Source organism: Streptomyces durocortorensis, assembly GCF_016901035.1.
GTDB lineage: Bacteria > Actinomycetota > Actinomycetes > Streptomycetales > Streptomycetaceae > Streptomyces > Streptomyces durocortorensis.
On the sequence record NZ_JAFEUF010000024.1, the window covers coordinates 2,058 to 28,037 of the forward strand.

At 72.3% G+C, this 25,980-nt stretch carries 22 protein-coding genes and 2 pseudogenes; 9 read left to right on the forward strand and 15 right to left on the reverse strand.

The genetic code is table 11. From position 1 onward, the window contains the following. Nucleotides 1–229, reverse strand: a pseudogene (locus JS521_RS37475) (hypothetical protein); the annotation flags it as partial. 114 nt (nucleotides 230–343) lie between these two features. Between JS521_RS37475 and gmd the strand changes: the two are divergent. The 4 genes from gmd (at nucleotide 344) to JS521_RS07680 (ending at nucleotide 5,528) form a co-directional block, all read left to right on the forward strand. Next, nucleotides 344–1,357, forward strand: coding sequence for a GDP-mannose 4,6-dehydratase (gene gmd / locus JS521_RS07665; protein ID WP_205082009.1), 1,014 nt, complete (start codon nucleotides 344–346; stop codon nucleotides 1,355–1,357). 356 nt (nucleotides 1,358–1,713) lie between these two features. Beyond that, nucleotides 1,714–3,972, forward strand: coding sequence for a LamG domain-containing protein (locus JS521_RS07670; protein ID WP_205081972.1), 2,259 nt, complete (start codon nucleotides 1,714–1,716; stop codon nucleotides 3,970–3,972). Between the two features lie 3 nt (nucleotides 3,973–3,975). After that, on the forward strand, nucleotides 3,976–4,692 hold the full coding sequence (locus JS521_RS07675) for an Rv1352/Rv1906c domain-containing protein (RefSeq protein ID WP_205081973.1): 717 nt from the start codon (nucleotides 3,976–3,978) through the stop codon (nucleotides 4,690–4,692). Next, nucleotides 4,689–5,528 (forward strand): glycosyltransferase family 2 protein, encoded by an 840-nt coding sequence (locus JS521_RS07680; RefSeq protein WP_205081974.1) that lies wholly within the window; start codon nucleotides 4,689–4,691, stop codon nucleotides 5,526–5,528. The genes JS521_RS07675 and JS521_RS07680 overlap by 4 nt, the downstream gene beginning before the upstream one ends. A gap of 12 nt (nucleotides 5,529–5,540) precedes the next feature. Here the strand turns inward: JS521_RS07680 and JS521_RS07685 are convergent, their stop codons facing one another. Beyond that, the gene (locus tag JS521_RS07685; RefSeq protein ID WP_205081975.1) at nucleotides 5,541–6,704 is read right to left on the reverse strand and encodes a glycosyltransferase; all 1,164 of its coding nucleotides are present in this window, start codon (nucleotides 6,702–6,704) and stop codon (nucleotides 5,541–5,543) included. A gap of 108 nt (nucleotides 6,705–6,812) precedes the next feature. On the opposite strand from JS521_RS07685, the gene JS521_RS07690 reads away from it, so the two are divergent. Continuing rightward, nucleotides 6,813–8,318, forward strand: coding sequence for a hypothetical protein (locus JS521_RS07690; protein ID WP_205081976.1), 1,506 nt, complete (start codon nucleotides 6,813–6,815; stop codon nucleotides 8,316–8,318). A 156-nt stretch (nucleotides 8,319–8,474) separates the two neighbouring features. Beyond that, on the forward strand, nucleotides 8,475–9,266 hold the full coding sequence (locus JS521_RS07695) for a hypothetical protein (RefSeq protein ID WP_205081977.1): 792 nt from the start codon (nucleotides 8,475–8,477) through the stop codon (nucleotides 9,264–9,266). 104 nt (nucleotides 9,267–9,370) lie between these two features. Here JS521_RS07695 and JS521_RS07700 read toward each other — a convergent pair whose 3' ends face one another. The 3 genes and pseudogenes from JS521_RS07700 to JS521_RS07710 all read right to left on the reverse strand — a co-directional run bounded on the left by JS521_RS07700 (nucleotide 9,371) and on the right by JS521_RS07710 (nucleotide 13,542). Further along, nucleotides 9,371–10,621: an MATE family efflux transporter gene (locus JS521_RS07700; RefSeq protein ID WP_205081978.1), complete on the reverse strand. Its 1,251-nt coding sequence runs from the start codon at nucleotides 10,619–10,621 to the stop codon at nucleotides 9,371–9,373. Next, nucleotides 10,618–12,283 (reverse strand): annotated as a pseudogene (locus tag JS521_RS07705) (P-loop NTPase family protein). Before JS521_RS07705 ends, JS521_RS07700 begins: the two are co-directional and overlap by 4 nt. Then, a complete protein-coding gene (locus tag JS521_RS07710; RefSeq protein WP_205081979.1) occupies nucleotides 12,280–13,542 on the reverse strand; it encodes a glycosyltransferase in 1,263 nt (420 codons plus the stop codon). The pseudogene JS521_RS07705 and the gene JS521_RS07710 overlap by 4 nt, the downstream one beginning before the upstream one ends. 152 nt (nucleotides 13,543–13,694) lie before the next feature. Here JS521_RS07710 and JS521_RS07715 point away from each other — a divergent pair, with 152 nt between their 5' ends. Continuing rightward, nucleotides 13,695–14,144, forward strand: coding sequence for an FAD synthase family protein (locus JS521_RS07715; RefSeq protein ID WP_205081980.1), 450 nt, complete (start codon nucleotides 13,695–13,697; stop codon nucleotides 14,142–14,144). Here the strand turns inward: JS521_RS07715 and JS521_RS07720 are convergent. Next, nucleotides 14,113–14,850, reverse strand: a complete 738-nt coding sequence (locus JS521_RS07720; RefSeq protein ID WP_205081981.1) for a CDP-alcohol phosphatidyltransferase family protein — start codon at nucleotides 14,848–14,850, stop codon at nucleotides 14,113–14,115. The two genes, JS521_RS07715 and JS521_RS07720, sit on opposite strands and share 32 nt — an antisense overlap. 163 nt (nucleotides 14,851–15,013) lie before the next feature. Here JS521_RS07720 and JS521_RS07725 point away from each other — a divergent pair, with 163 nt between their 5' ends. After that, nucleotides 15,014–15,382, forward strand: a complete 369-nt coding sequence (locus JS521_RS07725) for a nuclear transport factor 2 family protein (RefSeq protein ID WP_205081982.1) — start codon at nucleotides 15,014–15,016, stop codon at nucleotides 15,380–15,382. Nucleotides 15,383–15,400: 18 nt separating this feature from the next. Here JS521_RS07725 and mnhG read toward each other — a convergent pair whose 3' ends face one another. From mnhG to JS521_RS07770, 9 genes are all read right to left on the reverse strand, one after another. Further along, entirely contained in the window at nucleotides 15,401–15,754 is a 354-nt protein-coding gene (gene mnhG, locus JS521_RS07730) for a monovalent cation/H(+) antiporter subunit G (protein WP_030802046.1), read from the reverse strand. Beyond that, nucleotides 15,751–16,089 (reverse strand): MrpF/PhaF family protein, encoded by a 339-nt coding sequence (locus JS521_RS07735; RefSeq protein ID WP_205081983.1) that lies wholly within the window; start codon nucleotides 16,087–16,089, stop codon nucleotides 15,751–15,753. The genes mnhG and JS521_RS07735 overlap by 4 nt, the downstream gene beginning before the upstream one ends. Next, nucleotides 16,086–16,712: a Na+/H+ antiporter subunit E gene (locus JS521_RS07740; protein WP_205081984.1), complete on the reverse strand. Its 627-nt coding sequence runs from the start codon at nucleotides 16,710–16,712 to the stop codon at nucleotides 16,086–16,088. The genes JS521_RS07735 and JS521_RS07740 overlap by 4 nt, the downstream gene beginning before the upstream one ends. Continuing rightward, a complete protein-coding gene (locus tag JS521_RS07745; protein WP_205081985.1) occupies nucleotides 16,709–18,361 on the reverse strand; it encodes a Na+/H+ antiporter subunit D in 1,653 nt (550 codons plus the stop codon). The genes JS521_RS07740 and JS521_RS07745 overlap by 4 nt, the downstream gene beginning before the upstream one ends. Further along, complete coding sequence (locus JS521_RS07750; protein ID WP_205081986.1) at nucleotides 18,358–18,975, reverse strand: Na(+)/H(+) antiporter subunit C; 618 nt, start codon at nucleotides 18,973–18,975, stop codon at nucleotides 18,358–18,360. The genes JS521_RS07745 and JS521_RS07750 overlap by 4 nt, the downstream gene beginning before the upstream one ends. After that, a complete protein-coding gene (locus JS521_RS07755) occupies nucleotides 18,972–21,875 on the reverse strand; it encodes a Na+/H+ antiporter subunit A (protein WP_205081987.1) in 2,904 nt (967 codons plus the stop codon). The genes JS521_RS07750 and JS521_RS07755 overlap by 4 nt, the downstream gene beginning before the upstream one ends. Before the next feature lie 141 nt (nucleotides 21,876–22,016). Continuing rightward, nucleotides 22,017–22,448 carry a (4Fe-4S)-binding protein gene (locus tag JS521_RS07760; protein WP_205081988.1) on the reverse strand — a complete coding sequence of 144 codons (432 nt, stop codon included), beginning with the start codon at nucleotides 22,446–22,448 and terminating at the stop codon, nucleotides 22,017–22,019. Nucleotides 22,449–22,533: 85 nt separating this feature from the next. Continuing rightward, the gene (locus JS521_RS07765) at nucleotides 22,534–22,935 is read right to left on the reverse strand and encodes a RidA family protein (protein ID WP_205081989.1); all 402 of its coding nucleotides are present in this window, start codon (nucleotides 22,933–22,935) and stop codon (nucleotides 22,534–22,536) included. Next, nucleotides 22,932–24,098 carry an acyl-CoA dehydrogenase family protein gene (locus JS521_RS07770; protein WP_205081990.1) on the reverse strand — a complete coding sequence of 389 codons (1,167 nt, stop codon included), beginning with the start codon at nucleotides 24,096–24,098 and terminating at the stop codon, nucleotides 22,932–22,934. The genes JS521_RS07765 and JS521_RS07770 overlap by 4 nt, the downstream gene beginning before the upstream one ends. 150 nt (nucleotides 24,099–24,248) lie before the next feature. Here JS521_RS07770 and JS521_RS07775 point away from each other — a divergent pair, with 150 nt between their 5' ends. Beyond that, on the forward strand, nucleotides 24,249–25,973 hold the full coding sequence (locus JS521_RS07775; protein ID WP_205081991.1) for an AMP-binding protein: 1,725 nt from the start codon (nucleotides 24,249–24,251) through the stop codon (nucleotides 25,971–25,973). Nucleotides 25,974–25,980 lie beyond the last annotated feature (7 nt).

Sequence of the window (25,980 nt, forward strand, 5' to 3'; positions counted from 1 at the left end):
GCTCGGGGCGGGGCCGGCGGAGAAACCCCGAAAAGCCGCCGCCCCCCCCCCCCCCCCCCAGGGGTTTGAGGCCCCCCCCCGCCCCCCCCGCGGGGGGGGGGGCGCGGGCGGCCGGCCCCCCCCCCCGCCCCCCCCCCAGGCCGCGGTGTCCCGCGACGAATATGCGGGAGCCGGGGCGCAGTAGAGGACGGGCGGATTCCTGGGCCGGGACGGGGAGTTCGGTCGTCATGGCTCGGATTGTGCCAGCAGAAAAGGACTGCGGTGACGGTTTGCCGCAGAACGCTCCAATTCCGAAATGTCGGTGAACATCGCCGCCGAGGCGATCAGCAGAGAAGGGGGAATCGTGGCGAAGACCGCGCTCATCACCGGAGTGACCGGCCAGGACGGTTCGTATCTGGCCGAGTTGTTGCTCGACAAGGGATACACGGTGCACGGGCTCATACGCCGTTCCTCAAGCTTCAACACCGAGCGGATCGACCACATATACCAGGGCCCCGAGGAGCCGGAGCGCTCCTTCGTCCTGCATCACGCGGACCTGTCCGACGGTGTGGCCCTGGTGAACCTGCTGCGCGACATCCAGCCCGACGAGGTCTACAACCTGGGCGCGCAGTCGCATGTGCGGGTGTCTTTCGACGCCCCGCTCTACACCGGTGACGTCACCGGGCTCGGCACCGTCCGGCTCCTTGAGGCGGTCCGGGCCAGCGGCATTCAGACCCGGATCTACCAGGCCTCGTCCTCCGAGATGTTCGGCGCCAGCCCGCCCCCGCAGAACGAGAAGACCCCGTTCCACCCGCGCAGCCCGTACAGCGTGGCGAAGGTCTACTCCTACTGGGCGACGGTCAACTACCGCGAGGCGTACGGCATGTTCGCGGTGAACGGGATCCTCTTCAACCATGAGTCGCCGCGCCGGGGCGAGACCTTCGTGACCCGGAAGATCACCCGGGGCGTCGCCCGGATCAAGGCCGGGCTCCAGGACCGGCTGCACCTGGGCAACCTGGACGCGGTCCGGGACTGGGGGTACGCGCCGGAGTACGTGGACGCCATGTGGCGCATGCTCCAGTGCGACAACCCCGACGATTTCGTGATCGCCACCGGTGAGGGCGTCAGCGTCCGGGACTTCCTGGAGTACGCCTTCGAGCACGCGGGTCTCGACTGGCGCGAGCACGTGCGCTACGACCCGAAGTACGAACGCCCCAGCGAGGTCGACGCGTTGGTCGGTGACGCGTCCAAGGCCGAGGAGCTGCTGGGCTGGAAGCCCGAGGTCAAGTCCCGTGAGCTGGCCCGGATCATGGTCGACGCCGACATCCGCCGCCTGGACGACCAGCTGTCCGGGGCCGCCGTCCGGGTGGACCGGTGAACGGGCGCCTCCTGGGCGTGCGACGCTCCCCCGGCGGCCGGGGCGGTCCGCTCCGCCGCCGCTCCGCCGTCCCCTTACCGGACCGGTCCGACCGTGCGACCGCCGACGCCCGCACCGGGCCGGCGGCCACCCATGACTCCCGGCCGGCGCTCGCCGCGCCCGGGACGATCACCGGCGCCACCGCCGATCTCCACCGACCGCTCGGTGGAGCTCAACGCGCCGGCCACGGGCGGGGCCCCGGCCCCGCCTACCCACTCGCCCCGGCCGGCGGCGGGACACTCCGTCCCCGCCGCCGGTCGGGCGAGGCAGCATCCGCGGCCTTTCGGCCGCAGCTCGAATCTCACCTTCGGAGCTGAATGATGAACGGAAGTACGGGGCGCAGAAGCGGAGGTCGCGGCCGTGTGCGGGCCGCCTCCGCCGCTCTCGGCCTGCTGGCCGGAGTCCTGACCGCGACCACGGTCGGGGCCTCCGGGGCAACGGCGCTGACACCACCGGTCGCCCTCACCGCGGACGACCTCACCACCTGGCAGACCAACGGCATCGTCTGGTCGATGGCCGCCGGCGACGGCGTCGTCTACGCGGGCGGCACCTTCTCCACCCTGCGGCCCCCCACCGCAACCCCCGGCACGAACGAACAGCCCGCGGTGAACTTCGCCGCCTTCGACGCGGCGACCGGGGCGCCCACCGACTGCTCGCTGTCCTTCACCATCTCCTCGGGAACCGCGACGGTCCGGTCCCTCGCCCTCTCCCCGGACGGCGAAACCCTGTACGCGGGCGGCCAGTTCGGGGCGGTCAACGGTGTCGGCGTGAGCAACATCGCGGCGATCGACACCGAGAGCTGCACGGTCCGCACCTCCTTCAAGATCGGGGTGTCGGCGAGCGTGCGGGGACTCGCCGTCACCGATGACACGGTCTATCTGGCGGGCGACTTCACCACGGTCGGCGGGCAGACCAGGAGCCACTTCGCCGCCGTCACGACCGGAGCCTCCCTGCTGCCCTTCACGGCCAACGCCGACGAGGTCGCACGGGCCGTAGAGGTGACTCCGGACGGACAGAACGTGCTGCTCGGCGGGGACTTCTTCCGGATCAACGGCACGAACACCCACGCCCTGGCGGTGGTCAACGCCACCACCGGGCAACTCACCAAGTCCTACCCGGGGTTCATCCACAACAACTCCACGGTCCAGGACATCACCACCGACGCCACCGGCTTCTACACGGGCAACGAGGGCACCGGCGGCGGGGTGTTCGACGGGCGCATCGCGCTGAACCTGAACAACTTCGAGCAGCGCTGGCGGGACACCTGCCTCGGCGCGACCCAGTCCGTGCTGGTGCACTCCGGGGTGCTGTACAGCGGCAGCCACGCCCACGACTGCGCCAGCATGGGCGCGTTCCCCGACCAGCCGCGCAAGCACCTGCTGGCCCAGGCGGTCGACGACCCGAAGCTGCTGCCCTGGTTCCCGGACACCAACGACGGGATCGGGGAGCCGGTCGGGCCGCGTGTGATGGCCCAGACGAGCAGCGGCGGGCGCCACTACATGTGGGTGGGCGGCGAGTTCACCACCGTCAACACCAAGCCGCAGCAGGGTCTGACCCGGTTCGCGGACGGCCCGGACACGGGCGCGCCCTGGGTGCCCAACATCAGCCTCTCCACGCTGACGCCCGGGCAGATCGACGTGAACTGGCAGACCAGCTTCGACACCGACGACGGTGAGCTGACCTACCGGATCTACAAGGACGGCTCCAACACCCCGATCCACACGACGACCGGCTACTCGGTCTTCTGGGACCGGCCGCAGCTGACCTGGACGGACACCGACGTCGCCCCGGGCGAGACCCACTCGTACCGGATCACCGCGAGCGACGGCACCAACACCAGTGCCAAGTCCCCGGCCCAGTCGGCCACCGTGGCGAGCGCGACGGAGGCGTACCCGGCGCGGGTCAGGTCCGACGGGGCGAGCCTCTACTGGCGCTGGGACGAGGGCACCTCCACCTTCGCCCACGACAGCAGCGGCAATCTGAACAACGGCTTCATGCGCAACGGCCCCGCCTACCGGCAGACCCCGGCGGCGGTCGCCGGGCCCTCGACGGCCATCGGGTTCAACGGCACCGACGAGTACGCGTACAGCAACCGGCAGCACGCCCAGCCGGCCCGGTTCACCATCGAGACCTGGATCAAGACCACCACCACCCGGGGCGGGAAGATCGTCGGCTTCGGCAATCTGACCCAGCAGAACAGCACCCGCCACGACAAGCACATCTACATGCGCAACGACGGGCGCCTCGTGTTCGGCGTCCAGAGCGGCGGGGCCCGTACCGTCGCCACCTCGGGGTCGTACAACGACGGCCAGTGGCACCACGTCGTCGCCACCCAGGGCCCGCTGGGTCAGGGCATGTCCCTGTACGTCGACGGGCAGCTGCGCGCGTCGAACATCCTGGTCTCCGGCAACGAGAGCCAGCCGGGGTACTGGCGGGTCGGCGGGGACAACCTGGCCGGCTGGCCGAACCGCCCGACCAGCAACTTCTTCGCCGGGCAGATCGATGAGACCGCCATCTACCCGACCGCGCTGAGCGCTTCCACGATCAGTGCGCACTACGCCCTGAGGAACGGCTGAGCGATGAGAAACCCGTTCCTGGCCTGCGCCGCCGTCGTCCTGACGGCGGCGGCGCTGGCCGCCTGCGGCTCGTCCGCGGACGGGAGAGACCCCGAGGCCCCCCCCGCCCCCCCCCCCCCGGCCCCCGGCCCGTCCGCCACCACGGCCACCGAGCCCGCCACACCGCCCACCGAGGAACCCGCGGCCACCGGGCAGTCCGCTCCGGCCGCCACGGCCGAGGGCCCGAAGACGCCCGCCGACAAGATCACCCCGGCCATGGGGACGTTCACGAAGAAGCAGAAGGAGTACCTGAAGGACCGGGTGCCGAAGGGGATGGACCCGGCGGCCGTGCTCCAGACCGGTCAGGAGACCTGCGACAAGCTGCGCTACCTCGTCAAGGCCGACCGGGACACCGCGGTCGGCGCGATCGTGACGGGCGAGATCCCCGACGCGAAGGACGCGGTCGCCGGGCTCTGCACCCAGCACCAGGCCCTGGTCGACGAGGCGGCGTACGGCTACCCGGACGGCAAGCACGCCGGGAAGAAGCTCCGGCCGGGCGTGTACCGCTCGGCCTCGCCCACCACGGACTGCTCCTGGCAGATCGAGGGGGCGGGCGGCAAGGAGCTGGCCTCCGGCGCCTCCGACACCGGGAAGTCCCGGAAGATCACCATCCCCGTTTCCGCCCGCACGTTCACGTCCACAGGCTGCTACGCCTGGCTGCCCGAAGGAGCCGCGGGATGACCGCAGGTACGCCGAAACTCCCGATAGCCGTGGCGATCCCCACGAAGAACGAGGGGCTGAACATCGCGGAGGCGGTGAAATCGGTGCTCGGCCACTTCGAGGCCGTCGTGGTGGTGGACTCCCACAGCACCGACGACACCGCGAAGATCGCCGAGGAGTGCGGGGCCGAGGTGGTCACGTACACATGGGACGGCGGCCACCCGCGCAAGAAGCAGTGGTGCCTGGAGAACGTCCGCACCGACCTGGACTGGATCCTGCTCCTGGACGGCGACGAGCGGCTCAGCCCCGGGCTGCTGGCCGAGCTGCGGGAGACCTTCCGGAACCCGGAGGCGCCGAAGCCCGCCGCGTACGACATCCCGCTCGGCTACTGGTTCTCCGGGAAGCGGCTGAGGCACGGATACACCATCCGCAAGCGGTCGTTGACCGACCGGACCCGCTGCCACTACCCGGAGGTCGGGGACCTGGACGCGCCGGGGATCGGGGAGGTGGAGGGCCACTACCAGCCGGTCGCGGCGAGCGTGGGCACACTCAGCCACCCCATCGAGCACCAGGACCTCGACCCGGTCACCGCCTGGTTCGAGCGGCACAACCGCTACTCCGACTGGGAGGCGTGGCTGGAGCACCACCCCCGGGTGAAGGAGCAGGTGCGCCAGGTCAAGTCACGTCAGGGGCAGTTGTTCCACAAGGCGCCGTTCAAGCCGGTGGTGTCCTTCGCCTACATGTATCTCTACAAGCGGGGATTCCTGGACGGCCGGGCGGGCCTGGACTTCGCGCTGGCGATGAGCTTCTACCGCTGGCAGATCGCCCTCAAGTCCCGCGAAAAGCCCATACGTTGACGAGTCGGCCGCTCACCCTCGCCTCCGGCGGACCACGTCCTCGTAGGTCCGCCGGAGGGTGGCGGTGACGGCCTCGATGGTGAACTGCTCGTTCACCAGCTCCCAGGCGGCCTTGCCGGCCTGCTCGGCGGCCTCCGGCTCCAGCAGTTCCAGGATCGCATCGGCGACCTTGCGGGCGTTGGCCGCGTCCTCGCCGACCCGGCTGTCGATGACCCGGCCCGAGCCGGCCTCCGCCACATCGGGGGCCTGCCCGCAGGTGCGGGTGATGACGACCGGCGTGCCGACCGACATCGCCTCCAGCACCGAGACCGGGAACGGCTCCTCGATGGCGGGCAGCACATACACGTCGGCCTCGCGGTCGGCGGCCAGAACCTCGTCGTGCTCCAGCGGGCCGACATGGTCGAGGGATTCGGCCACCCCGAGCTGCCGGGCGAGCCCGAGGGTTTCGGCCAGTGCGCCGGTGTCAGGACCGGCCAGCACGAAGCGGGCGTCCGGGTGGCGGGCGAGGACGTGCGGCATCGCGGCGACGAAGTCCTCGGGCCGCTTGCGCTCCTGAATCCGGGCCAGATACAGCACGGTGGGCGGGCGGCCGGGCTCACGGGCGGGCTTGCGCTCCTGCGGGCGGACCCCGTTGACCAGCCGTACGGTGCGGGTGAGCGGGACGGGTGCGGCGACGGCGTTCACGTCGACGCGTTCCATCTCGGTGAGGTGCAGGACGGCGTCCGCCTCGCGCAGCACCTTGCGGACCCCGAGAAGGTCGGTGAGCTGGGCGACCTTCTTCTCGGTGGGGTCGATCATGCCGTGGGTCTGGACGACCAGGGGCGTACGGGTCGCGAGTGCGAGGAGCGCGGCGGGCAGGGTCACCAGGTCCCGCATCAGATGGACGTGGACGAGGTCGGCGCCGCGCATCATGCGGCGGGCGGTGTTGAGCAGCTTGGCGGAGGTGATGCCGCTGACCTCGAACATCGGGAGGAGGTGCCGGGCCTGGAAGAGATGGACCGGAACTCCCTCCACGTGGCGGGGCAGTTCACCGCCGGCGAAGCCGTCACCGAGGGCCATGACCCGTGCGTCGTCGCCGTGCGCCCGCTGGACCTTGGAGAGGTTGAACGCCACCCGGGTCGGACCGCCGAAGGCGTGGTCCGGGGTGTGGAGCGTGACAACGTGCAGGATTTTCACCAGAGTTCCCCTCGACCATGGCCATGTATTCACAGCCTAGCCATCGGCCCCCCTCAAGTGGGCTGATTCGTTAGAGTGTTCAGCGGTTCACTGATCCCGGGGGGGCGCATGACGTCGGTGCACACATCGGCGCGCACGCCGCCCCGGGGGCCCGCGTCCGGCGCGCCCGAGCGGCCGATCGTCTGGTCGATGCTGTCGCGGGCCGTGTCCGTGCCGCTCATCCTGGGCCTGGTCTGCTTCCTGCCCGCGGTGATCGCCGCCCAGCCCGGTACCGGGGTGCGGGACACCGCGTACTGGCTCCAGCTGGTGCTGACCTGCTACGCGGGGGCCCGGCTGGCGACGATGATCCTCTCCACCCGGCGGCGGCTGCTCCAGGGCGTCTTCTGGATGTTCGTGTACATCGCGATGGGCGTGGCGCCGTTCGCCCAGGTGGTGATCGGGCAGACGCCGACGCCGATGGTGGGGCCGCGCCAGGACCTGGTCACGGCCATCGCGATGGTCCTGGTGGGGTGTGCCGCCTACGACCTGGGGGCGCTGCTGGCCTCGCGGCGTCCGCTGCGCCGCCGTACGCCCTCCGCGCGGGCCTCGGGCGGCGGGCCCGCCGTCGCTCATCCGGTGCGGCTGCGGCTGCTGGTGCTGGTGGCGTTCGCGGCGAGCGCGTTCTACGTGCTGAAGCTGGGCGGGCCCGCGGTCTTCTTCTCCAGCCGTCAGGAGATCAACGAGACGGTCGCGGCGAGCGGGGTCGTCGCGGAAGGGTCGAATGTCGGCTCGGCGTTCGTCAAGGGCTTCGGCCAGGTCCCGGCGCTGCTGGCACTGCTCTTCTACACCCGCCGGCTGGCGACCTCCTACCGGGCCCGGCGCAGACCGTCGACGGTGCTGGTGTGGGTGGCGCTGGCGGGACTGAACCTTCTGGTGAACAACCCCATCTCCAATGCCCGTTACTGGTTCCTGACGGTGGTCGTGGCGTTCGTGTTCGCCGCGTTCCCGAGCAGTGCGGCGGTTTACCGGACGGTGCTGACGACGGGCGTGGTGGGGGCGCTGGTGCTGTTCCCGTACGCGGACAAGTTCCGGTACGAGGAGGGGGGCCAGCGGGCCGTGCAGTCGGCCTCGGTCTTCGATCCGCTGGTGACCAAGGACTACGACCAGATGGTGATGTTCGCCAACACCATCTCGTGGGTCGACACCCGGGGCCACACCTACGGCCGCCAGCTGTCGGGCTCCGCGCTGTTCTTCGTGCCGCGCGCGGTGTGGAGCGGGAAGCCGGAGGACACCGGGGTCCGGGTCGGGCAGTGGATGGGGCTGCGGATGACCAACCTCTCGGCCCCGCTGTGGACCGAGTTCTGGGTCGATCTCGGTGCGAGCGGCATGATGGGCGGCCTCGCGCTGATCGGCTACGCGTCGGCCCGCACCGACCGCCGCTACGCCCTGGCGGTCACCCGGGCGGGGCCCGGCCCCGGGAGCGTGCTGGCCATCGCCGCGCCTCTCATCGCCGGATACACCTTCATCCTGCTGCGCGGCCCGCTCCTCCAGGCGGCGGGGAAGCTGGCGATCGCCGCGCTGTGTCTGCTGGCGATCGCCACGTTCAGGGAGCGGCGGAAAGAGCGTCGGCGCTGAGCGCGTCGCCCTGCCCGCGACCGGGCCCGGACCTCGATGCGTATCCAGGTGCCGCCCGCAGCCCGAGCAAACCATCTTGACCCGTGTGAACAGGCGTTTTCCGGGCAACGGCGATCATGGCGGATGCTCCGTCGCAGGTGACCCAGGAGAATCGTCGTGACGTACACCGAAGACTGTGCAGCCCAACTGCGGGGCGATCTCGAAGCCGCTATCGGCGGCTACATGGTGGCCGTGGCCGGAACTCTGCTCGACGAGGAGGTTCCGGTGGCCTCCATCTCGGCGTACGGAGACTTCGACGATCCGAGCCAGGACGACTTCGCGGGGGATGTCGAAGGGAGCGTCGAGTTCGCGGACGCCTTCAGGAGAAGACTTCTCGGGGACGGCGGAGACGCGGGTCTGCTCTGGTGCGGCGTCTCCGGATGGTGCTTCTTCCACATACCGGAGGGTTCGGGCCGGTCCCTGCTGGAGACCGCCCGCTGGATGGGGGGCGGACTGACACCCGAGCCCAGGCGCGTCGCGGTTTTCCTTTCGGAGGCGCGGCTGGACGCCCGCAACGCGGGGAGCGGCGAGCGGCCCTTCTACCGCGCTCCCCGCAGCGAGCCTGACGCCCTCCTCATGCGGCTCAGGGCCTTCGGCACGTCGGGGGAGTGCACGGAGCCGTGGTCCGGGAACAGCCGGTTCATCTCTTTGCGGAGCTCCGCCACCCAGCGGCGTGCGGTGGGGGCCCTCACCGCGGCCGGCCAGGAGATCGTCGACGTGGCACTGCACATCGGCGAGCTGAGGGCCCTGACGGAACTCCTGGAGTACGTGGAGGGGGACACCCCGCACGCCGAGTTGCGTGAGCTTGCCCGCCGCCTGGCCCGTGACCTGGCCCTGCGCGCACGTGACGGGGTCGAAAGCGTCGACGAGCACCGGGAAGCGTTCGACTACGCGGTGGAGCGGCGCTGATGGGGGGCCTCTTTCCCTGCCCCCTCCCGGCGGGCCGGCCACGCTCGCCCGGATCACCGGGTCGCGGACCAGCGACTGTTCCGGGATGAGGCGCGGCCTCCGCTTCAGGCCCGACCGCCGACCGTGTCCTCGGCTACCGCCACGGTCCGGTCGGGCGCCACGGTACGCCGGCGGAGCCGGGCCACCCTGATCCAGGTGGCGGCGGCCTTGCAGAGCGACCCCAGGAACAGCCCCCAGGCGGCGCCCGGGACGCCCCCGACGACGTAACCGCCCGCGAGGAACGCCACGGCGGTGAGCGAGAAGACGACCTGGATGGCGAGCGTGGTGCGCGGGTCGAGCATGCGCAGGGCAAGCAGCCCGCAGGTGCCGACGGCCATCGCCGCGTACTGGCTGCCCGTCGCGGGGAGCAGGTCGACGGCCACCGGCCAGGTGTCGCCGAGGAGTTGGCGACCGGCGGAGTCCGGCAGCAGGGCGAGCACGGTGGCCCAGAGGGCGGCGATCCCCGCGAGGACGGCGGCGAGGGCGGCGGTGGCCCGGATCCGGTGGCGCTCGTCGGTGATGCGGCCGAGCATCGGGGGGCCGAAGGACGTGGCGGAGGTGTAGAGCACGTTGAGCGGCCCGAACAGGGTGGTCGCCCCGCGCAGTGCGCCGACCAGGAGGGGGTTGCCGACCGCGCCGAGGCCGAGGACGGACAGCTGGCCGGTCGCGTTGCCCACGCCGAACTCGACGGTGAAGCGCTGCCCGAGGTGGCCGCGCCGCAGCAGCGGGCGCAGCCGCAGCGGGGATCCGGCGGTGGCGCGGTGGAGGAGCGCGGCGGACAGCAGGAGGGCGGGCAGGGCGGAGAGCCCCCAGACGGCGATGAGGCGCGCCGGGGACGCCCCGTAGTCCTGTACGGAGAGCGCCCCGAGCACGCAGCCGAGCCGCAGCAGATCGCCGGTCAGGGCGAGATGGGGCTGTTGGAGGGTGGCGAAGGCGTACCGTACGGCGTCCTGTCCCAGCACCACGGGCAGGACGAGGCCGAGCATCAGCAGGGCGCGGGCGGTGTCGCCGGGGACGAGGACGCAGACGGCCGCGAGCAGCGCCCCGATGACGGCGGAGGCGAGGACGGTGAAGGCGACCGCGGACCGGCAGGCGCCCCGGGTCTCCTCCCCCGCGCCGCGCTTGAGGACCAGCGGTTGCCCGGTGTACGCGCCCGAGACGCCGAGGAGCACGGTGAAGACCAGGTAGACCGCGGAGAAGCGGGCGAAGTCGGCGAGGGTGGAGAGCCGGGCGGCGGCCACCAGCACGAGGATGTTGGTGAGCGCCGCCACGCCCTGGTCCGCGACCGAGCAGAGGACGGCGGTACGGGCTCTCACCGGCGGGCGGCCGGCAGGGTGAAGGAGCGCAGGCCGAGGGTCTCGGTGGGATCGCCGGTGGTCTCGGGGGTGTCCGGCTCGGCGGTGGGGGCGGGCCGGCTTCGCCCGTCGCTCCGCGCGGCGCAGCCGCCCCCGGCCCGGGTGGAGCAGGGCGCCGAGGACGGAGCCGCCGGAGGCGCCGATGATCTCACGGATGCGTTCCAGGTCGCTGCGGTGCACCTCGCGCGGATCGCAGACGATCATGACGCCGTCCACCCGGTCGACCAGCGCGACCGCGTCCGCGTAGGACAGGACGGGCGGGGCGAGGACGATGACGACGTTGCCGCTGCGGTCGGCCTCGGCGACGATGCGGCCGACGGACGGGGAGGTCAGGGCGCGCGGGACGTTGTCGACGGTGGTCCCGGGGATCAGGGCGAAGGCCCCGGAGCCGGGCACGTCCACATTGGTGCGGCCGCCGCCGCCCGGCCAGCTGCCGTCGCCCTCCTCGGCGGCCCAGCGCGGCGGGCGCACCTCGTGGCCGGCGGAGCCCAGGTCGCGGGCGAGGGAGGGAGTGCGCAGGTCGGCCTCGACGAGCAGGACGTCCCGGCCCATCTCGGCGAAGGCGGCGGCCAGGTTGGCGGCAGCGGCGGCGGCTGCCGTGCTGTCGCCGCGCGGGGCGGTGACCAGCAGGCGGCGGCTCTCGGCGAACGACGGGTCGTAGGCGAGCCGGAAGGCGACCGCGCGGTACTCCTCGGCCAGCCGGGAGCTGCCCCGGCCGATGGCGAGCAGGCTGCCGGCGGCGGCGCGTTCCCGGGGCAGGGTGCCGAGCAGGGGTGCGCCGAGCGAGCGGACCAGCTCGCGGTCGGAGCGTACGGCGGGGTCGAAGACGAGGCGCACCCAGGAGAGCAGCAGCCCCAGCGCGAGGCCGACGACACCGCCGAGCCCGAGGAGCAGGGGCAGTCCCGGGCCGGTGGGCGAGGCCGGGGCGACGGGCTTCTTGTTGAGGTAGCCGGGGGTGGTGTCCAGGGCCCCCAGCTCGGAGATCTTCCGGCTCAGCTCGGAGATGGAGACGATGATGTTGGCGCGGGCGCTGGTGACGTCGTCGGCCGCGCCGGTGCCGGACTGCTCCTCCAGCTGGTCGCGTTTCTCCTCCAGCGGCTTCAGCTGGGCGCGGTAGCCGCCCGCCATGTTCTCGATGCTCTCCTCGGTGCGCGCCTTGCGGTGGGCCAGATAGGCCTCGGCGAGGGCTTCGGCGCGGGCGCGGGACTGCTCGGGGGTGGCGCCGGTGTAGGAGAACCGCAGGGTGAGGGTGTTGGGCGGGTTGGTGACCTGGAGCCCGGCGAGGAGCTTGCGGGCGGTGACGTCGTCGCCCTCCTTGAGGAGGGTGCCCGCGGCCAGGGTGCCCACGGTGTCGCTGATGGCGGTCTGGCGTTCGGAGCCGATGTTGATGCCCTTGTCGGCGGTGGATCCGGCGGCGAAGGGGTCGGAGATCGCGGAGCGGACGAGTACCTCTCCGGTGGCGGTGTAGGTGTCCTCGCCGCCGAGTGCGAGGTAGCCGCCGCCGAGCAGGCCGATGACGACGCCGACGGCCAGCAGTGAGCGGTAGCGCAGGAGTTGGCGGAACTGGTCGCGCAGGAGCGCCGGCTCGTCGTGGTCGTCCGGGGCGCGGTGCTGTGGCGTCATCGGCGGGGGCTCCCTTGTGCGTCCGGCAGGACCTCGGCGAGCAGGTCGTCGAAGCGGGCGAGGCCCGCCTCGCGGCTCAGGTGGCGGGCCACGTAGCGCGGCCCCTCCGCGCCGAGCGCGTCGGCGGCGGCCGGGTCGGCGGCGAGCTTGCGCACGGCCTCCAGCAGCGTGGCCGGGTCCTCGGGGGCGACGAGGACGCCGGCCCCGGAGCGGCGGACCTCGTCGGCGGTGCCGCCCTCGTCGGCGACGGAGGCGATCACGGGGCGTCCCGAGGTGAAGTAGGAGGTGAGCTTGGAGGGGACGCTCATGTCGAGGACGGAGGCGCGCTGGGTGACCGCGAGGACGTCGGCGGCGGCGAGCACGTCGGTGAACTCCTCGGCCGCCGCGGGCTCCAGGAACTCCACGTTGGCCAGTCCTTCGGCGCGGGCGCGCAGGGCGTCGCGCTGGTTGCCGTCGCCCATCAGGACGACGCGGACGTCGGGGGCGAGGCGGGCGGTGTCGACGAGCACCTCCAGCCCCTGCTTGAGGCCCATGTTGCCGGAGTGCAGGAGAACCGGGGCGCCCTCGGGCCAGCCGAGCCGGGCCCGGGTCGCGGCCCGGTCCGCGGTGGGCCCTTGCACATGGGTCCAGTTGGGGACGAGGCGGATGCGGCCGGGGTCGACGCCGAGGGCCCGGACACCGGGGACGAAGCTCTCGTGGATGACGCCGACGAGGGCGGCCCCGCGCAGCGCGTACCGTTCGGCGGCCGCGGCGACGGCGGCGGCCCTGCCGCCGCCCCGGATGCCGCTCTGCGCTGCGGCGGCGCCCATCAGGTCCTGGACGACGGGGAGATAGGGGACGCGGTGGCGTCGGGCGAGGCGCGCTCCGATGACTCCGCCGGCGAGGCTGGGCATCTGGGAGATCACGACGTCGGGACGCCCGGGCGGCGGCGCGAGCAGCCCGGTGGCGAGAATGCTGGCCTCGAACGCGGCACGCTTCAGAGCTGTCTGACGGGGTGGCACATAGTGCCGACGTCGGTGTACGCCGACGCCGCCGCGTATCTCCACCGTCCGCCACACGCCCCGGTAGCCCTCCTCCAGTCTCCAGGAGGGATAGTGCGGCATGCCGGTGAGCACCCGGACGCGGGCGCCGGACGCGGCCCAGTGCTCGGCCAGTTGGGTGGCGTACGGGCCTATGCCCGTCAGCTCCGGCGCGTAGTTGGTCGAAACCACCAGAAGTCGGCGGCCCCGCATCGGACCGGGCCTTGCAGCATCGGACATCGGACGATCGCCTTCCCCCCACGACAGCCGCTGTCCCCACCGAGGAACAGCCCCCGTCGAGCTTATCCGTTCACGGCTTGCACAAGTGTTCTTCACAGTAAGGTCGTTGGCACATCACCGGATCACGTTTCACCGTGGGGGGAGAGATACGGATGGTGCAGCACAGGGTGGGTTACGCACCCGGGGTGTACGACCTGTTCCACGTCGGACACCTCAACATCCTGCGACACGCCCGCAGTCAGTGCGACTACCTGGTCGCGGGGGTCGTGTCGGACGAGATGGCGGCCCTGGCCAAGGGCCATACGCCGGTGATCCCGCTCCGCGAACGGCTGGAGATCGTCCGCAGCGTGCGCTTCGTGGACGCCGCGTTCGTGGAGACCGTGCCGGACAAGGTCGAGACCTGGCAGCAGGTCCGGTTCGACGTGATCTTCAAGGGCGACGACTGGCGGGGCACGGAGAAGGGGGTGAAGCTGGAGCGCGACTTCGCCGAAGTGGGCGTGGAGGTCGTCTACTTCCCGTACACCGTGCACACGTCCAGCACCCAGTTGCGCCGGGCGCTGGACGTGCTGGTCAGCCGGCCCGGAGCGCTTTCAGCTCCCTGAACCACTTGGCGAGGAAGGCCGCCAGGAACAGCGTGTGCACGACCGCGAGCACGGCGTACCCGGCGCGGAAGGCCCCGGGTGCGCCGAGCAGCAGGAACACCAGGCAGAACACCCCGTAGTCGGCGGGCAGCAGGGCCACGGCCCGTACCCGGGAGGCGGGCGCGTCCTGGGCCGCCGCCCAGGACGGCCCCCGCGCACTCACCGCCGCCTTGCCGAGGTGTTCGCGCAGCAGCCCCGCGCAGAAGGTCACCACGGCGGCCAGCTGAAAGCCCAGCGGCAGCAGCAGCCAGGCGTCCGAGGGAAGTTCACCGAAGCGGTAGAAGGAGATCAGGACCGCGGTGTGGACGAGCAGCAGTTTCCCGCAGTCCACGACGTGGTCCAGCCACTCCCCGTCCGGCCCGCCCCGGCCGGTGAGCCGGGCGAGCTGCCCGTCCGCGGAGTCGAGGGCGAAACCGACCGCGAGGGCCGCGTAGACCAGGACGGCGAGCGTCCAGGACGGCTCGACGAGCGCGACCGCGGCCAGCGCGCCGTACGTGAACAGCCCGCTGGACAGTGTGACTTGGTTGGGCGTCATGGCCGCCCGGTAGGCCCCGGCCGCGAGCACGCGCCCGGCGGGCCGGTTCACGTACCGCGAGTAGAGCGAGACGCCCTTGGCGCTCTTCTGTGCGCCGCGCAATTCGCGCAGCACCGTGCCCGTGCTTCCCATACGCCCCCCAGCGTCCGGCATTGCCCGCATCATGGCACGCGGGCACCGGCCCCGTGGCGTCTTTGGATCTCCTTACCTCGGGGGTAATCGACGCCGTCGAAGCCCCGGGCCAAGGTGGGTGCACCGCCCCGGATCGCCGGGGCGACGACGGAGAGGGCTCACCATGACCGCGTACGACGAGATCGTGTCGCGCTATTTCGCCGCCTGGAACAGCACCGGGGACGAGGAGCGGGCGAAGGCGGTGGCCGCCGCGTTCACGGACGACGCCCGCTATACCGACCCGCTGGCCGACGTGCGCGGGCACGAGGGGCTCGCCGCCCTGATCGGCGGCGTGCAGGGACAGTTCCCCGGCTTCCGGTTCACGCTCACCGGCACGCCGGACGGGCACCACGACCTGGTCCGGTTCTCCTGGGAGCTGGTCTCCTCGGCGGACGGTTCCGCCCCGGTGGCCGGGTTCGACGTGGCCCGGCTGGCCGAGGACGGCCGGATCAGCTCGGTGAGCGGATTCCTGGACCGCGTACCGTCGGCATGAACCCGCCCCGCACCAAGGTCACTTCCCGTCGGTGAGCTGCTCGTCGAGCTCGTCGAAGAGCAGCTCGCTGTGGTCGACCTGTCCGGTGCGGTAGGCGGAGCGGGCCACCAGATGCGAGGCGACCGGTCCGGTGAGCATCTGGAAGAAGGCGATGAGGGCGAGGGTGGCGAGTTCCATGCCGCCGCGCAACCGCAGCGCCACCCCGGCCAGCACCAGGATCATGCCGAGGGTCTGCGGTTTGGTGGCGGCATGGCTGCGGGAGAGGACGTCGGGCAGCCGGAGCATGCCGATCACCCCGAGCAGACAGGTCGCGGCGCCGATCAGGAGCAGGACGGCGCCGGCCGTGTCGACGATCTGGAGCCAGAGGCTCATCGCGGGCCCTCCTGGGCGTCGTCGGAGTGCGGAGGGGGGTCGTCCGGTGTGCGGGGCCGGTCGCGTACGGCGATGAAGCGGGCGATGCCCACCGAGCCGGTGAAGCCGAGGAACGCCAGCACCAACATGATCGGGAAGTAGAACGGGTCTCGGGCGAAGGCGGACTTGGCGGCGAGCCCGGCGATGATCAGGGCGGCGCAGACGTCCAGCGAGATCGCCCGGTCCAGCATGGAGGGGCCGCGCCAGATGCGGGCCAGCAGCAGGGCCCCGGCGATGAGGATGAGGATGACGGCGCAGGTCAGCAGAGCCCGGTCGACCTGTTCGGGTGCGGTCATGGTGCGGGCCTCCCGGCGGCGAGCTGGGGCGGTGGCGGGGGTTCGGCGACCCGGGCGATCTCGTCCCGGGTGCCGAAGGCCCGTACGGTCAGTTCTTCCACGCGCCACACCTGACGCCGGGCGGCTTCGAGCTCCTCGGGCCGGTCGGCGTCCAGGACGTGGACGAAGACGGTGGCGGTGGCCCGGCGCACCTCGATGATGGAGCCGCCGGGGACGTTGGAGACGGCGACGGCGGTGGCGGCGAGCATCAGGTCGCTGCGGCAGCGCAGGGGGACGCCGATGACGGCGGCCCGGTGCGGCAGGCCGAACAGGGTCTGGCGGGTGACCTTCACGGCCGAGGTGTACATGTCGTAGAAGAGGTAGCCGGCCAGGCACACGATGCCCCAGGGGTGGAGTCGCAGCCCGAGGTCGACCCGGGGCAGCGGGAAGGCGAGGCAGACGACGACCGAGACGACCAGGCCGGTGAGGACGTTGGCCCAGGTGAGGGTGGACCAGAGCAGCACCCAGATGACGGTGAGCCAGATGATCAGCGGTAGGTCCAGCACCCGCCGGCGGCGGCCGAACTCGAAGCTCAGCGGCGGCAGATCGGCGTTGCGGAAGGAGAAGCCCAGCACGCGTTTCACCGGCCCAGCACCTCCTGGATGTAGGGGGCGCGCTGGAGGAGTTCGGCGGCCGTGCGGTCGGTGTAGGAGGTGAGCGGGTCGGCGAAGACGGTGAAGGCGAGGCCGATCGCGATGGTGGCGGCGGTGGCCGCGACCATGGGGTGGGGCAGTCGGCTGGTGGTGGTGACGGCCCGTCCGTGCAGGGTCGCTGCGACGGCCTGGCCGGCGGGCGGGGGCGTGGTACCGATGCCCTCGTCACCGGTGCCGAACACCCCGTCCGGGCCGGGGTCGCTGTCGTCGTCGCTGTCGTCGCCAGACTCCAGGACCGTACCGGTGGCGGCCTGCCCGGGCGGGGCCGCGCGCCAGAAGGCGAGGTTCCAGACCTTGGCGACGACGTACAGCGTGAGCAGGCTGGTGGCCGCCGATCCGGCGACCAGGACCCAGGCCCAGCCGCCGCCGTCGGCGACGCCGGCGCGCATCAGCCCGAGCTTGCCGATGAAGCCGGAGAGCGGGGGGATCCCGGCGAGGTTCATCGCGGGGACGAAGAAGAGCAGGGCGAGCATCGGGGCGGCCCGGGCGAGGCCGCCGAGCCGGGTCAGCTCCGTTGTGCCGCCCCGGCGTTCGATGAGCCCGGCGACGAGGAACAGCGTCGTCTGGACGGTGATGTGGTGGGCGACGTACACGATGGCCCCGCCGTACGCCTCGCGGGTGGCGAGGCCGATCCCGAAGACCATGTAGCCGATGTGGCTGATCAGGGTGAAGGAGAGCAGCCGCTTGAGGTCGGTCTGGGCGACCGCGCCGAGGATGCCGATGACCATCGACGCCAGCGCGATGGCCATCAGGAGGTCGCCGATGCGGTTGCCGGGGAAGAGCAGGGTCTCGGTGCGCAGCATGCAGTAGACGCCGACCTTGGTGAGCAGTCCGGCGAAGACGGCGGTCACGGGGGCCGGGGCGGTCGGGTAGGAGTCGGGGAGCCAGGCGGCGAGCGGGAAGACGGCGGCCTTGATGGCGAAGACGGTGAGCAGCAGCGCCTGGATCAGGGTCTGTACGCCGATGGGGAGTTCGGCGAGCCGCACGGCGAGCTGGCCGAAGTTCGCGGTGCCGGTGGCCGCGTACGTCATGGCGATGGCGGTGAGGAAGAGCATCGAGGAGAACAGCGAGATGATCACGTAGGTGGAGCCCGCCCGCATGCGGGGTCCGGTGCCGCCGAGGGTGAGCAGGACGAAGCTGGCGACGAGCATGATCTCGAAGCCGACGTAGAGGTTGACGAGGTCGCCCGCGAGGAAGGTGCAGGAGACTCCGGCGACGAGGATCAGATAGGCGGGGTGGAAGACGGCGAGCGGGGTCTCCTTGTCCCGGTCGGTCATGCCCTGGCCGAGGGAGTAGACGAGCACGCAGAGGGTGACGGCCGAGGAGACCGTGAGCATCAGCCCGGACAGCCGGTCGGCGACCAGGGTGATGCCGAGCGGCGGGGCGAAGTCGCCGAGGTGGACGGAGAGCGGGCCCTGCCGGTCGGCGGCGACCATGAGGATCGCCGACAGCGCGGTGACGGCGGTGAGCACGGCGACGCTGATGAAGCGCTGGAAGCGCCCCAGACGGGTGCCGAAGGCGAGGCTGAGGCCGGTGGCGCAGAGCGGCAGCAGCACCGGCAGCGGGACGAGCGCGTTCATCCGTCGGCTCCTCGGTCACGGGGGTAGCGGTCGTCCGCCTTGGCGTCGCCGTCGCGGGCGTAGTCCTCGGGGTCCGCGCCTAGCACGTCGTTCCAGAGGTTTCCGGAGGCGTCGCGGCCGCGGGCCTGGCGGGCCCGGTCGGCGCGGAGCCGGTCGCGGAGCCGGCGGCGCTCCTCGCGGTAGCGTTCGCGCTCCTCGGCGGTGGGTTCGGCACCGGACCGGAACTGCTCGCGCAACTCGGCGCGTTCGCCGAGGACTTCGGCGCGCAGCACGATGCGCCGGTCCTCCAGGTCGTCGTGGACCTCGTCGGTGCCGGTGATCTGGTGGCTGCGGTAGGCCATGGCCAGCAGGAACGCGGTGGTGGCCAGGGTGATGACGATGGCGGTCAGCGCGATGGCCTGGGGCAGCGGGTCGGTGACCCGGCTCAGGGACACCCCGTACAGCAGGGGTGCGGCGCCGGCCCGCCCGGTCGAGGAGAGGACCAGCAGGTTGATGCCGTTGCCGAGGATGACGGCGCCGAGCAGGATGCGGGTCAGCGGGCGGGTGAGCATGAGGATGCCGCCGACGGCGCAGAGCACGACGGCGGTGGCGATGAGCGAGGCGCTGACGATCACCGCAGGGGCCCTCCCGCCTCGGGTCCGCCTTCGGGGGTGAGGACACCCGCCGCGCGTTCGATCTGCCGGTCGACCTTGGCGCCGAGGGCCCGCACGATGTCCAGGACGACGCCGAGGACCAGCAGGTAGACGCCGAAGTCGAAGAGGACCGAGGTGCTCAAGTGGTACTTGCCGAAGACCGGCAGGTGTCCGTAGTAGGTGAAGGCGTGCAGGACGGTGCCTTCCAGGAGTCCGATGAGGCCCACCCCGGTGGAGATGAACAGGCCGAGGCCGGTGAAGAGTCCGGGTTGCAGGGGGGCCGCCTCGGCGAGTTCGAAGCGGCCGCCGGCGAGGTAGCGGGTGATCAGCGCGACCCCGGCGACGAGTCCGGCGACGAACCCGCCGCCGGGCAGGGACTCGGCGCAGAACAGCAGGTAGACCGAGAGCACCAGGATCGGGTGGAACAGCAGCCGGGCGACCACTTCGAAGACGATCGAGCGGTGTTCGGGGGCGAGGGTGGCTCCGGCGGCCAGCCAGCTGCGTTCGGGGGCCACGTCGTCGCCCTGCGGCAGCCGGGAGGAGTGGTGGGCGGAGAGCGACCAGGCGGTACGGCCCTGCAACTCCTCCTGGGCCATGGAGCCCTCGCTGCGGCGGTGCAGGTAGATGAGGCTGGTGACGCCGATCGCGGCGGCGGCGAGGACGGCGGACTCCCCCATCGTGTCCCAGGCACGCAGGTCGACGAGGATGGTCGCCACGACGTCCTTGAGCCCGTGGTCGGCGACTTCCTGGACCATGGCGGTGCCGGCCGGTTCGGCGGTGCGCGCGGCGGCGGCGACCCACATCCCGACGCCGACGGTGGCGGCCGCCGCGAGCGCCACGGGGATGCGGGCGGCCCGTCGCCAGGTGCTCACGGTCTCCTGGAAGTGGACGGGCATGCGGCGCAGCACCAGGACGAAGACGATCATCGCGACGGTCTCGACGCAGAACTGGGTGAGCGCCAGGTCGGGCGCCCCCTGGACGACGAAGAGCAAGGCAGTGCCGTAGCCGGTGAGGCCTGCCAGGACGACGGCCTTCATGCGCCGCCGTACCGTCAGGCAGAGCAGGGCGGCGGCACAGGTCAGGGCGGCGACGGCACCCTGGAGCGGGTTGTCCCAGAGCCGGGGGCGCACGGCCCCGTTCCAGGGGGTGTCGACCATGAGGACGGCGAGCTGTCCGCCGAGCATGACGAGCAGCGTGGTGGCGAGGTAGACGGAGAGGGAACCGCGCTGGATGAAGCCGGTGACCTGGAGGGCGAGACGTTCCTGCCCGAGCAGCAGATGGCCGAAGACGCTGTCGGCGGTGGGCCAGGCGATGCGCCGGGAGAGCCGGGTGACCTGGGTCCGGCCGAGGAAGAGCACGGTGCCCGCGACCCAGGCGACGGCCGACAGGAGCAGCGCGAGACCGAATCCGTGCCAGAGGGCGAGGTGGTACGGGTCCGGCTCGGCCGGGAACAGGTCGGCGTACGCGTTCGGCAGCCGGTCGGTCCAGCTGACGGCCGGGCCGAGGACCAGGCCGAGCACGGCGAGCAGGGCGGGCGGGGCGAGGAAGGCCGGGCCCACCCGGTGGACGGGGGTGTCGGGGACGCCGGGCTTGCGGAGGAACGCGCCCCAGAAGAACCGCAGGGTGTACGCGGTCGTCAGCGCGGAGCCCGCGACCACGGCGACCAGCGCCCACCGGTCGGCGGTGGATCCCTGGATCAGCGCCGCGAACGCGGCCTCCTTCGCGGCGAAGCCGAGCAGCGGCGGCAGGGCGGCCATGGAGGCGGCGGACAGCGCCGCGACCCCGGCGACGTACGGCAGGGAACGCCCGACCCCGGAGAGTTTCCGCAGGTCACGGGTGCCGGCCGCATGGTCGACGATCCCGGTGACGAGGAACAGCGGGGCCTTGAAGAGGGCATGGGCGAGGATCATGGCGAAGGCGGCGAGCGCGGCGTCGTGGTTGCCGGTCCCGGCGAGCAGGGTGAGGAAGCCGAGCTGGCTGACGGTCCCGTAGGCGAGAACGAGCTTGAGGTCGTTCAGGCGCAGCGCCCGCCAGCCTCCGAGCAGCATGGTCGCGCCGCCGAGGACGAGGACGACGGGTTTCCAGACGGGGACGTCGGCGAAGGCGGGGGCGAGCCGGGCGACCAGGTAGACCCCGGCCTTGACCATCGCGGCGGCGTGCAGATAGGCGCTGACGGGGGTCGGGGCGGCCATGGCGTTCGGCAGCCACATGGAGAACGGCCAGATCGCCGACTTCGACAGGGCCCCGCACAGCACGAGGACGACGGCGATGGACATGGCGAGCGTCGTCTCGGGCGGGTCGGCGACGATCGCGGAGATCCGGTAGGTGCCCGCGGCCTGACCGATGATCAGGAAGCCGACGAGCATGGCGAGGCCGCCGAGCGTGGTGACGACGAGGGCCTGGAGGGCGGAGCGGCGGCTGTGCCGGTGTTCGCTGCCGTGGCCGATCAGCAGGTAGGAGAAGACCGTGGTCAGCTCCCAGAACACATAGAGCGTGATCAGGTCGTCGGCGAGGACGAGGGCGAGCATCGCGCCGGCGAAGGCGAGGAGGTTCCCGGCGAAGCGGCCGAGCTGCGGGGTGTCGTCGGTGAAGTAGGAGGCGCAGTAGAGCAGGACGAGCGCCCCGACCCCGGCGGCGAGCAGCACCATCAGCTCGGCGAGCGCGTCCAGCCGCAGATCGAGGGTGACGCCGTAGTCCGGGATCCACTCCCAGGTCCAGGTGTCCGCGCCGCCGGACGCGGCGGTGTTCCAGCGGGTGAAGGCCCAGACGGTGGCCGCCGCCGGGGGCAGCGCCAGCACGACGAAGGCCCGCCGGCCGAGCCGGTGCACCAGCGGGCCCGCGCAGGCCGCCAGCGCGAAGTGGGCGACGATGAGCGCGATCACAGCGGGGTGTCCGGTTCGGGCGGCGGGGCATCCGGAATAAAGGGCACTAAATACAGATATATCCCCCAGAGTGATTCACCCGTCCGGCGCGCCGCGCACCTCCCGGCCCGCTGCGGTTCGGGGCCTCGGGGTCCGGCCGTCTCAGCCGTGTCCGGCGCAGGGCCCGCTGTGGTCGCAGTACGGAGTGTTGCCGGTGGCGCCGCAGCCGCAGAGCATCACCCGGGTCTCGTGGCGGGGCCCGTACGGGGTGGCGACCTCCAGGTCCCCGCGCACGTGCAGTACGCCGTCGGCGTGGAGCGACACATGGGTGGGGACGTCGGGGACCTCGTCGGGCATGCCGTCGGTGCGGTGGTACTGGAGGGCGCCGCTCGGGCAGCGGTGGATCTCGGCGGCGACCTCCTCGGCGGGGGCGTTGTCGGGCTGGACCCAGGGACGGCGGCCGACGTCGAAGACGGTGGGAAGGCCCCGCACGCATTCGGCGGCGTGCAGGCAGCGGCCCGCGTCGAAGCCGACGACGATGCCCTCGCCGTCGTAGGACTTGGCGGCGGGGCGCGGGGGCGGCTGGCTGGTCACCGCTGGCTCTCCCGGGTCGGCTCGGCATCCGGACCCTTTCAGCCTCGCCCCGGCGCCCCGCAGCCGCTACTCGGGAGCCGGGGTCTCACGGGAGGACCGCGACCCCGTCGATCTCGACCATCGCCTGCTCGTCCCAGAGCCGGGCGACCCCGATGACGGCCATCGCCGGGTAGTCGCGCCCCGCGAGCGTGCGCCAGATCCGCCCCAGCTCGGGGGCGTGGGAGCGGTAGTCGGCGACGTCGGTGGCGTAGACGGTGACCCGGGCGAGGTCGGCGGGGGCGCCGCCGGCCGCGTGGAGAGCGGTGAGCAGATTGCCCAGCGCCAGGGCGAACTGCTCGGGCAGGGTGGCCCCGACGACCTTGCCGTCCGGGTCGAGCGCGGTCTGCCCGGCGAGGAAGACCAGGTGCCCGCCGGTGGCGACGACCGCGTGGCTGAAGCCGGTGGGCGGGGAGAGTTCGGACGGGTTGATCCGGTGGGACGGGCTCATGCGGGCGGCTCCTGGGTGAGGCCCACGGGATCCACGTGCTCGTGGGCGGCGGCGTTCGCGTACAGCTCCTTGGCGATGATCGTGCGCTGCACCTCGCTCGCGCCCTCGTAGATGCGCGGCGCGCGGACCTCGCGGTAGAGGTGTTCGAGCAGATGGCCCCGGCGCAGGGCGCGGGCGCCGTGCAGCTGGACGGCGGCGTCGACGACGTACTGCGCGGTCTCGGTGGCGTACAGCTTGGCCATCGCCGCGCGGCGCGGCACCCCGCTCTCCCCCGCGTCGTACGCCGCTGCCGCCGCGTACACCAGCAGGCGGGCGGCCTCGGTGCGGGTGGCCATCTCCGCGACCTGGTGCGAGACGGCCTGGAGGTCGCTCAGCGGGCCGCCGAACGCGGTGCGCTGGGCGGTGTGGTCCAGGGTCGCGTCGAGGGCGGCGCGGGCCATGCCCACGGCGAAGGCGCCGACGCTGGGCCGGAAGAGGTTGAGGGTGTTCATCGCGACCCGGAAGCCCCGGTCGGGTTCGCCGAGTACGTCGTCGACGGTGACCGGTACGCCGTCGAACTCCAGGGTGCCGATGGGGTGCGGGGAGAGCATGTCGAGGGCGGAGCCGGTGAGTCCGGGGCGGTCGGACGGGACCAGGAACGCGGTGATGCCCCGGGAGCCCGCACCGGGGGTCGTCCGGGCGAAGACCACGGCGAAGTCGGCCTCGGGGGCGTTGGAGATCCAGCACTTCTCGCCGGTGAGCGCCCAGCCGTCCCGGGTGTGCTCGGCGGCCAGGCTCAGGGCCGCCGCGTAGGAGCCCGCCCCCGGCTCGCTCAGCGCGAACGCGGCGACGGCCCGCCCGGCCCGGACCTCGGGGAGCCAGCGATCACGGTGGGCGGGGGTGCCCGCCTGGACGATCGGGGTGGTGCCGAGGCCCTGGAGGGCGAGCGCCGTCTCGGCCTCCGTGCAGCCCCGGGCCAGCGACTCCCGCAGCAGGCACAGGTCCAGCGCGCCGGAGCCCAGCATCCGGCCGAGGAGGCCCAGCTCGCCGAGGGCGGCCAGCAGCGGACGGTTGACCCGCCCGGGCTCCCCCTTCGCCGCGAGCGGGCGCAGCTCCCGTTCGGCGAGGGTGCGCAGCTCCTCGCACCAGGCGGTCTGTTCCGGTTCGAGGGAGAATGCCGTCATGGCGGCGCCTCTCTTGTCGCGTCGTGTCGCGTGCCCCGTCGCGTCGGGTGGCATCTCGTCGCATCGCTTCGCACGCCATGGCTTATCGCGGACCGTTGACTACCGTCACCCAAACGATACGCTCCAGAGGCGACAAGGGGGCGATCCTTCATGGAGCCGAATTCCTCGCCGAACACGCCCACAGCCGCCGCCGACGCGTCCGTACGCGTCCCCGGCGCGCCTCACGAGCCGACCAGGCACGCCACCGGCGCCCACACCGACACCTTCGCGCGCGACCATCTCCCGCCGCCGGAACAGTGGCCGGAACTCCTCTTGGACGATCCGGCGCCGCGTTACCCCGACCGGCTGAACTGCGGACACGAGCTGCTGGACCGCACGGTCGAGGAGTACGGCGCCGACCGTCCCGCGCTGCGCTCCGGCGACGGGAGCGTCTGGAGCTACGGCGAGCTGCGGGAGACCGTGGACCGCATCGCCCATGTGCTGACGGACGACTTGGGCGTGGTGCCGGGCAACCGGGTGCTGCTGCGCGGTCCGACCACGCCCTGGCTGGCCGCCTGCTGGCTCGCCGTCATGAAGGCGGGCGCGGTCGCCGTCACCGTACTGGCGCAGGCGCGCGCCACGGAACTGGCCACCATCTGCTCGCTTGCGCGGATCAGCCACGCCCTGTGCGACGCCCGGTCCATGACGGATCTGGCGGAAGCGGACGTGGACGGGCTGCGGATCACCCTGTTCGGCGGGGACGGGCCCGAGGACCTCACCCGGCTGGCGGAGCGCAGGTCCGGTCCGTTCCGGACGGTGGACACGGCCGCCGACGAGGTCGCGCTCATCGCGTTCACCTCGGGAACCACCGGGCGCCCCAAGGGCTGTATGCACCTGCACCGGGACCTCCTGGCCATAGCCGACACCTTCTCCCGCCATGTGCTGCGCCCCTCGGCCGACGACGTGTTCGCGGGCAGCCCGCCGCTGGGCTTCACGTTCGGCCTGGGCGGGCTGCTGGTCTTCCCGCTGCGGGCCGGGGCCTCGACGCTGCTGCTGGAGCAGGCGGGTCCGCAGCACCTGCTGCCCGCACTGGTGAAGCACCGGGTGTCGGTGCTGTTCACCGCGCCCACGGCCTACCGCACGATGCTCGGGCAGTTGGACGGCCACGACCTGTCGGCGCTGCGGCGCTGCGTGTCGGCCGGGGAGAACCTCCCCGAGGCGACCTGGCGGGCCTGGCGCGAGGCGACGGGGCTGCGCATCATCAACGGCATCGGGGCCACCGAACTGCTGCACATCTTCATCTCGGCCGCGGACGACGCGATCCGGCCGGGCATGACGGGGCTGCCGGTGCCGGGCTGGCAGGCCCGGGTGGTGGACGAGCACGGCGACGAGCTGCCGGACGGCGAGCCGGGCCTGCTCGCCGTGCGCGGCCCGGTCGGCTGCCGCTACCTCGCCGACCCCCGGCAGACGGAGTACGTCAGGCACGGCTGGAACATGACCGGCGACGCCTTCGTCCGCGAACCGGACGGCTACTTCCGTTACGTGGCCCGCGCCGACGACATGATCATCTCCTCCGGGTACAACATCGCGGGCCCCGAGGTGGAGGACGCCCTGCTGCGCCATCCGGAGGTCGCGGAGGCGGCCGTGGTGGGCCGGGCGGACGAGCTGCGCGGCGAGATCGTGGTGGCGCACGTGGTGCTGACCGAGGGGTCGGAGCAGACGCCCGACTCGCTGCGCGCCCATATGAAGGCCAACCTGGCCCCGCACAAGTGCCCGCGCCTCTTCGTCTTCGAGGAGTCCCTGCCGCGTACGGCGACCGGCAAGCTCCAGCGGTTCCTGCTCCGGGAAGACGTCCGAAATGACCTCCGGGAGGACCTCCGGAAAGACAGAGCCTAGAGTGATC

Bases quoted from the DNA above. Each gene is read 5' to 3' on its own strand.
- JS521_RS07675 (WP_205081973.1), top strand. From the start codon at position 3,976: ATGAGAAACCCGTTCCTGGCCTGCGCCGCCGTCGTCCTGACGGCGGCG.
- JS521_RS07710 (WP_205081979.1), bottom strand. From the start codon at position 13,542: ATGTCCGATGCTGCAAGGCCCGGTCCGATGCGGGGCCGCCGACTTCTG.
- JS521_RS07670 (WP_205081972.1), top strand. From the start codon at position 1,714: ATGATGAACGGAAGTACGGGGCGCAGAAGCGGAGGTCGCGGCCGTGTG.
- JS521_RS07770 (WP_205081990.1), bottom strand. From the start codon at position 24,098: ATGACGGCATTCTCCCTCGAACCGGAACAGACCGCCTGGTGCGAGGAG.
- JS521_RS07775 (WP_205081991.1), top strand. From the start codon at position 24,249: ATGGAGCCGAATTCCTCGCCGAACACGCCCACAGCCGCCGCCGACGCG.
- JS521_RS07745 (WP_205081985.1), bottom strand. From the start codon at position 18,361: ATGAACGCGCTCGTCCCGCTGCCGGTGCTGCTGCCGCTCTGCGCCACC.
- JS521_RS07720 (WP_205081981.1), bottom strand. From the start codon at position 14,850: ATGGGAAGCACGGGCACGGTGCTGCGCGAATTGCGCGGCGCACAGAAG.
- JS521_RS07725 (WP_205081982.1), top strand. From the start codon at position 15,014: ATGACCGCGTACGACGAGATCGTGTCGCGCTATTTCGCCGCCTGGAAC.
- JS521_RS07715 (WP_205081980.1), top strand. From the start codon at position 13,695: ATGGTGCAGCACAGGGTGGGTTACGCACCCGGGGTGTACGACCTGTTC.
- JS521_RS07735 (WP_205081983.1), bottom strand. From the start codon at position 16,089: ATGACCGCACCCGAACAGGTCGACCGGGCTCTGCTGACCTGCGCCGTC.
- JS521_RS07765 (WP_205081989.1), bottom strand. From the start codon at position 22,935: ATGAGCCCGTCCCACCGGATCAACCCGTCCGAACTCTCCCCGCCCACC.
- JS521_RS07680 (WP_205081974.1), top strand. From the start codon at position 4,689: ATGACCGCAGGTACGCCGAAACTCCCGATAGCCGTGGCGATCCCCACG.
- mnhG (WP_030802046.1), bottom strand. From the start codon at position 15,754: ATGAGCCTCTGGCTCCAGATCGTCGACACGGCCGGCGCCGTCCTGCTC.
- JS521_RS07690 (WP_205081976.1), top strand. From the start codon at position 6,813: ATGACGTCGGTGCACACATCGGCGCGCACGCCGCCCCGGGGGCCCGCG.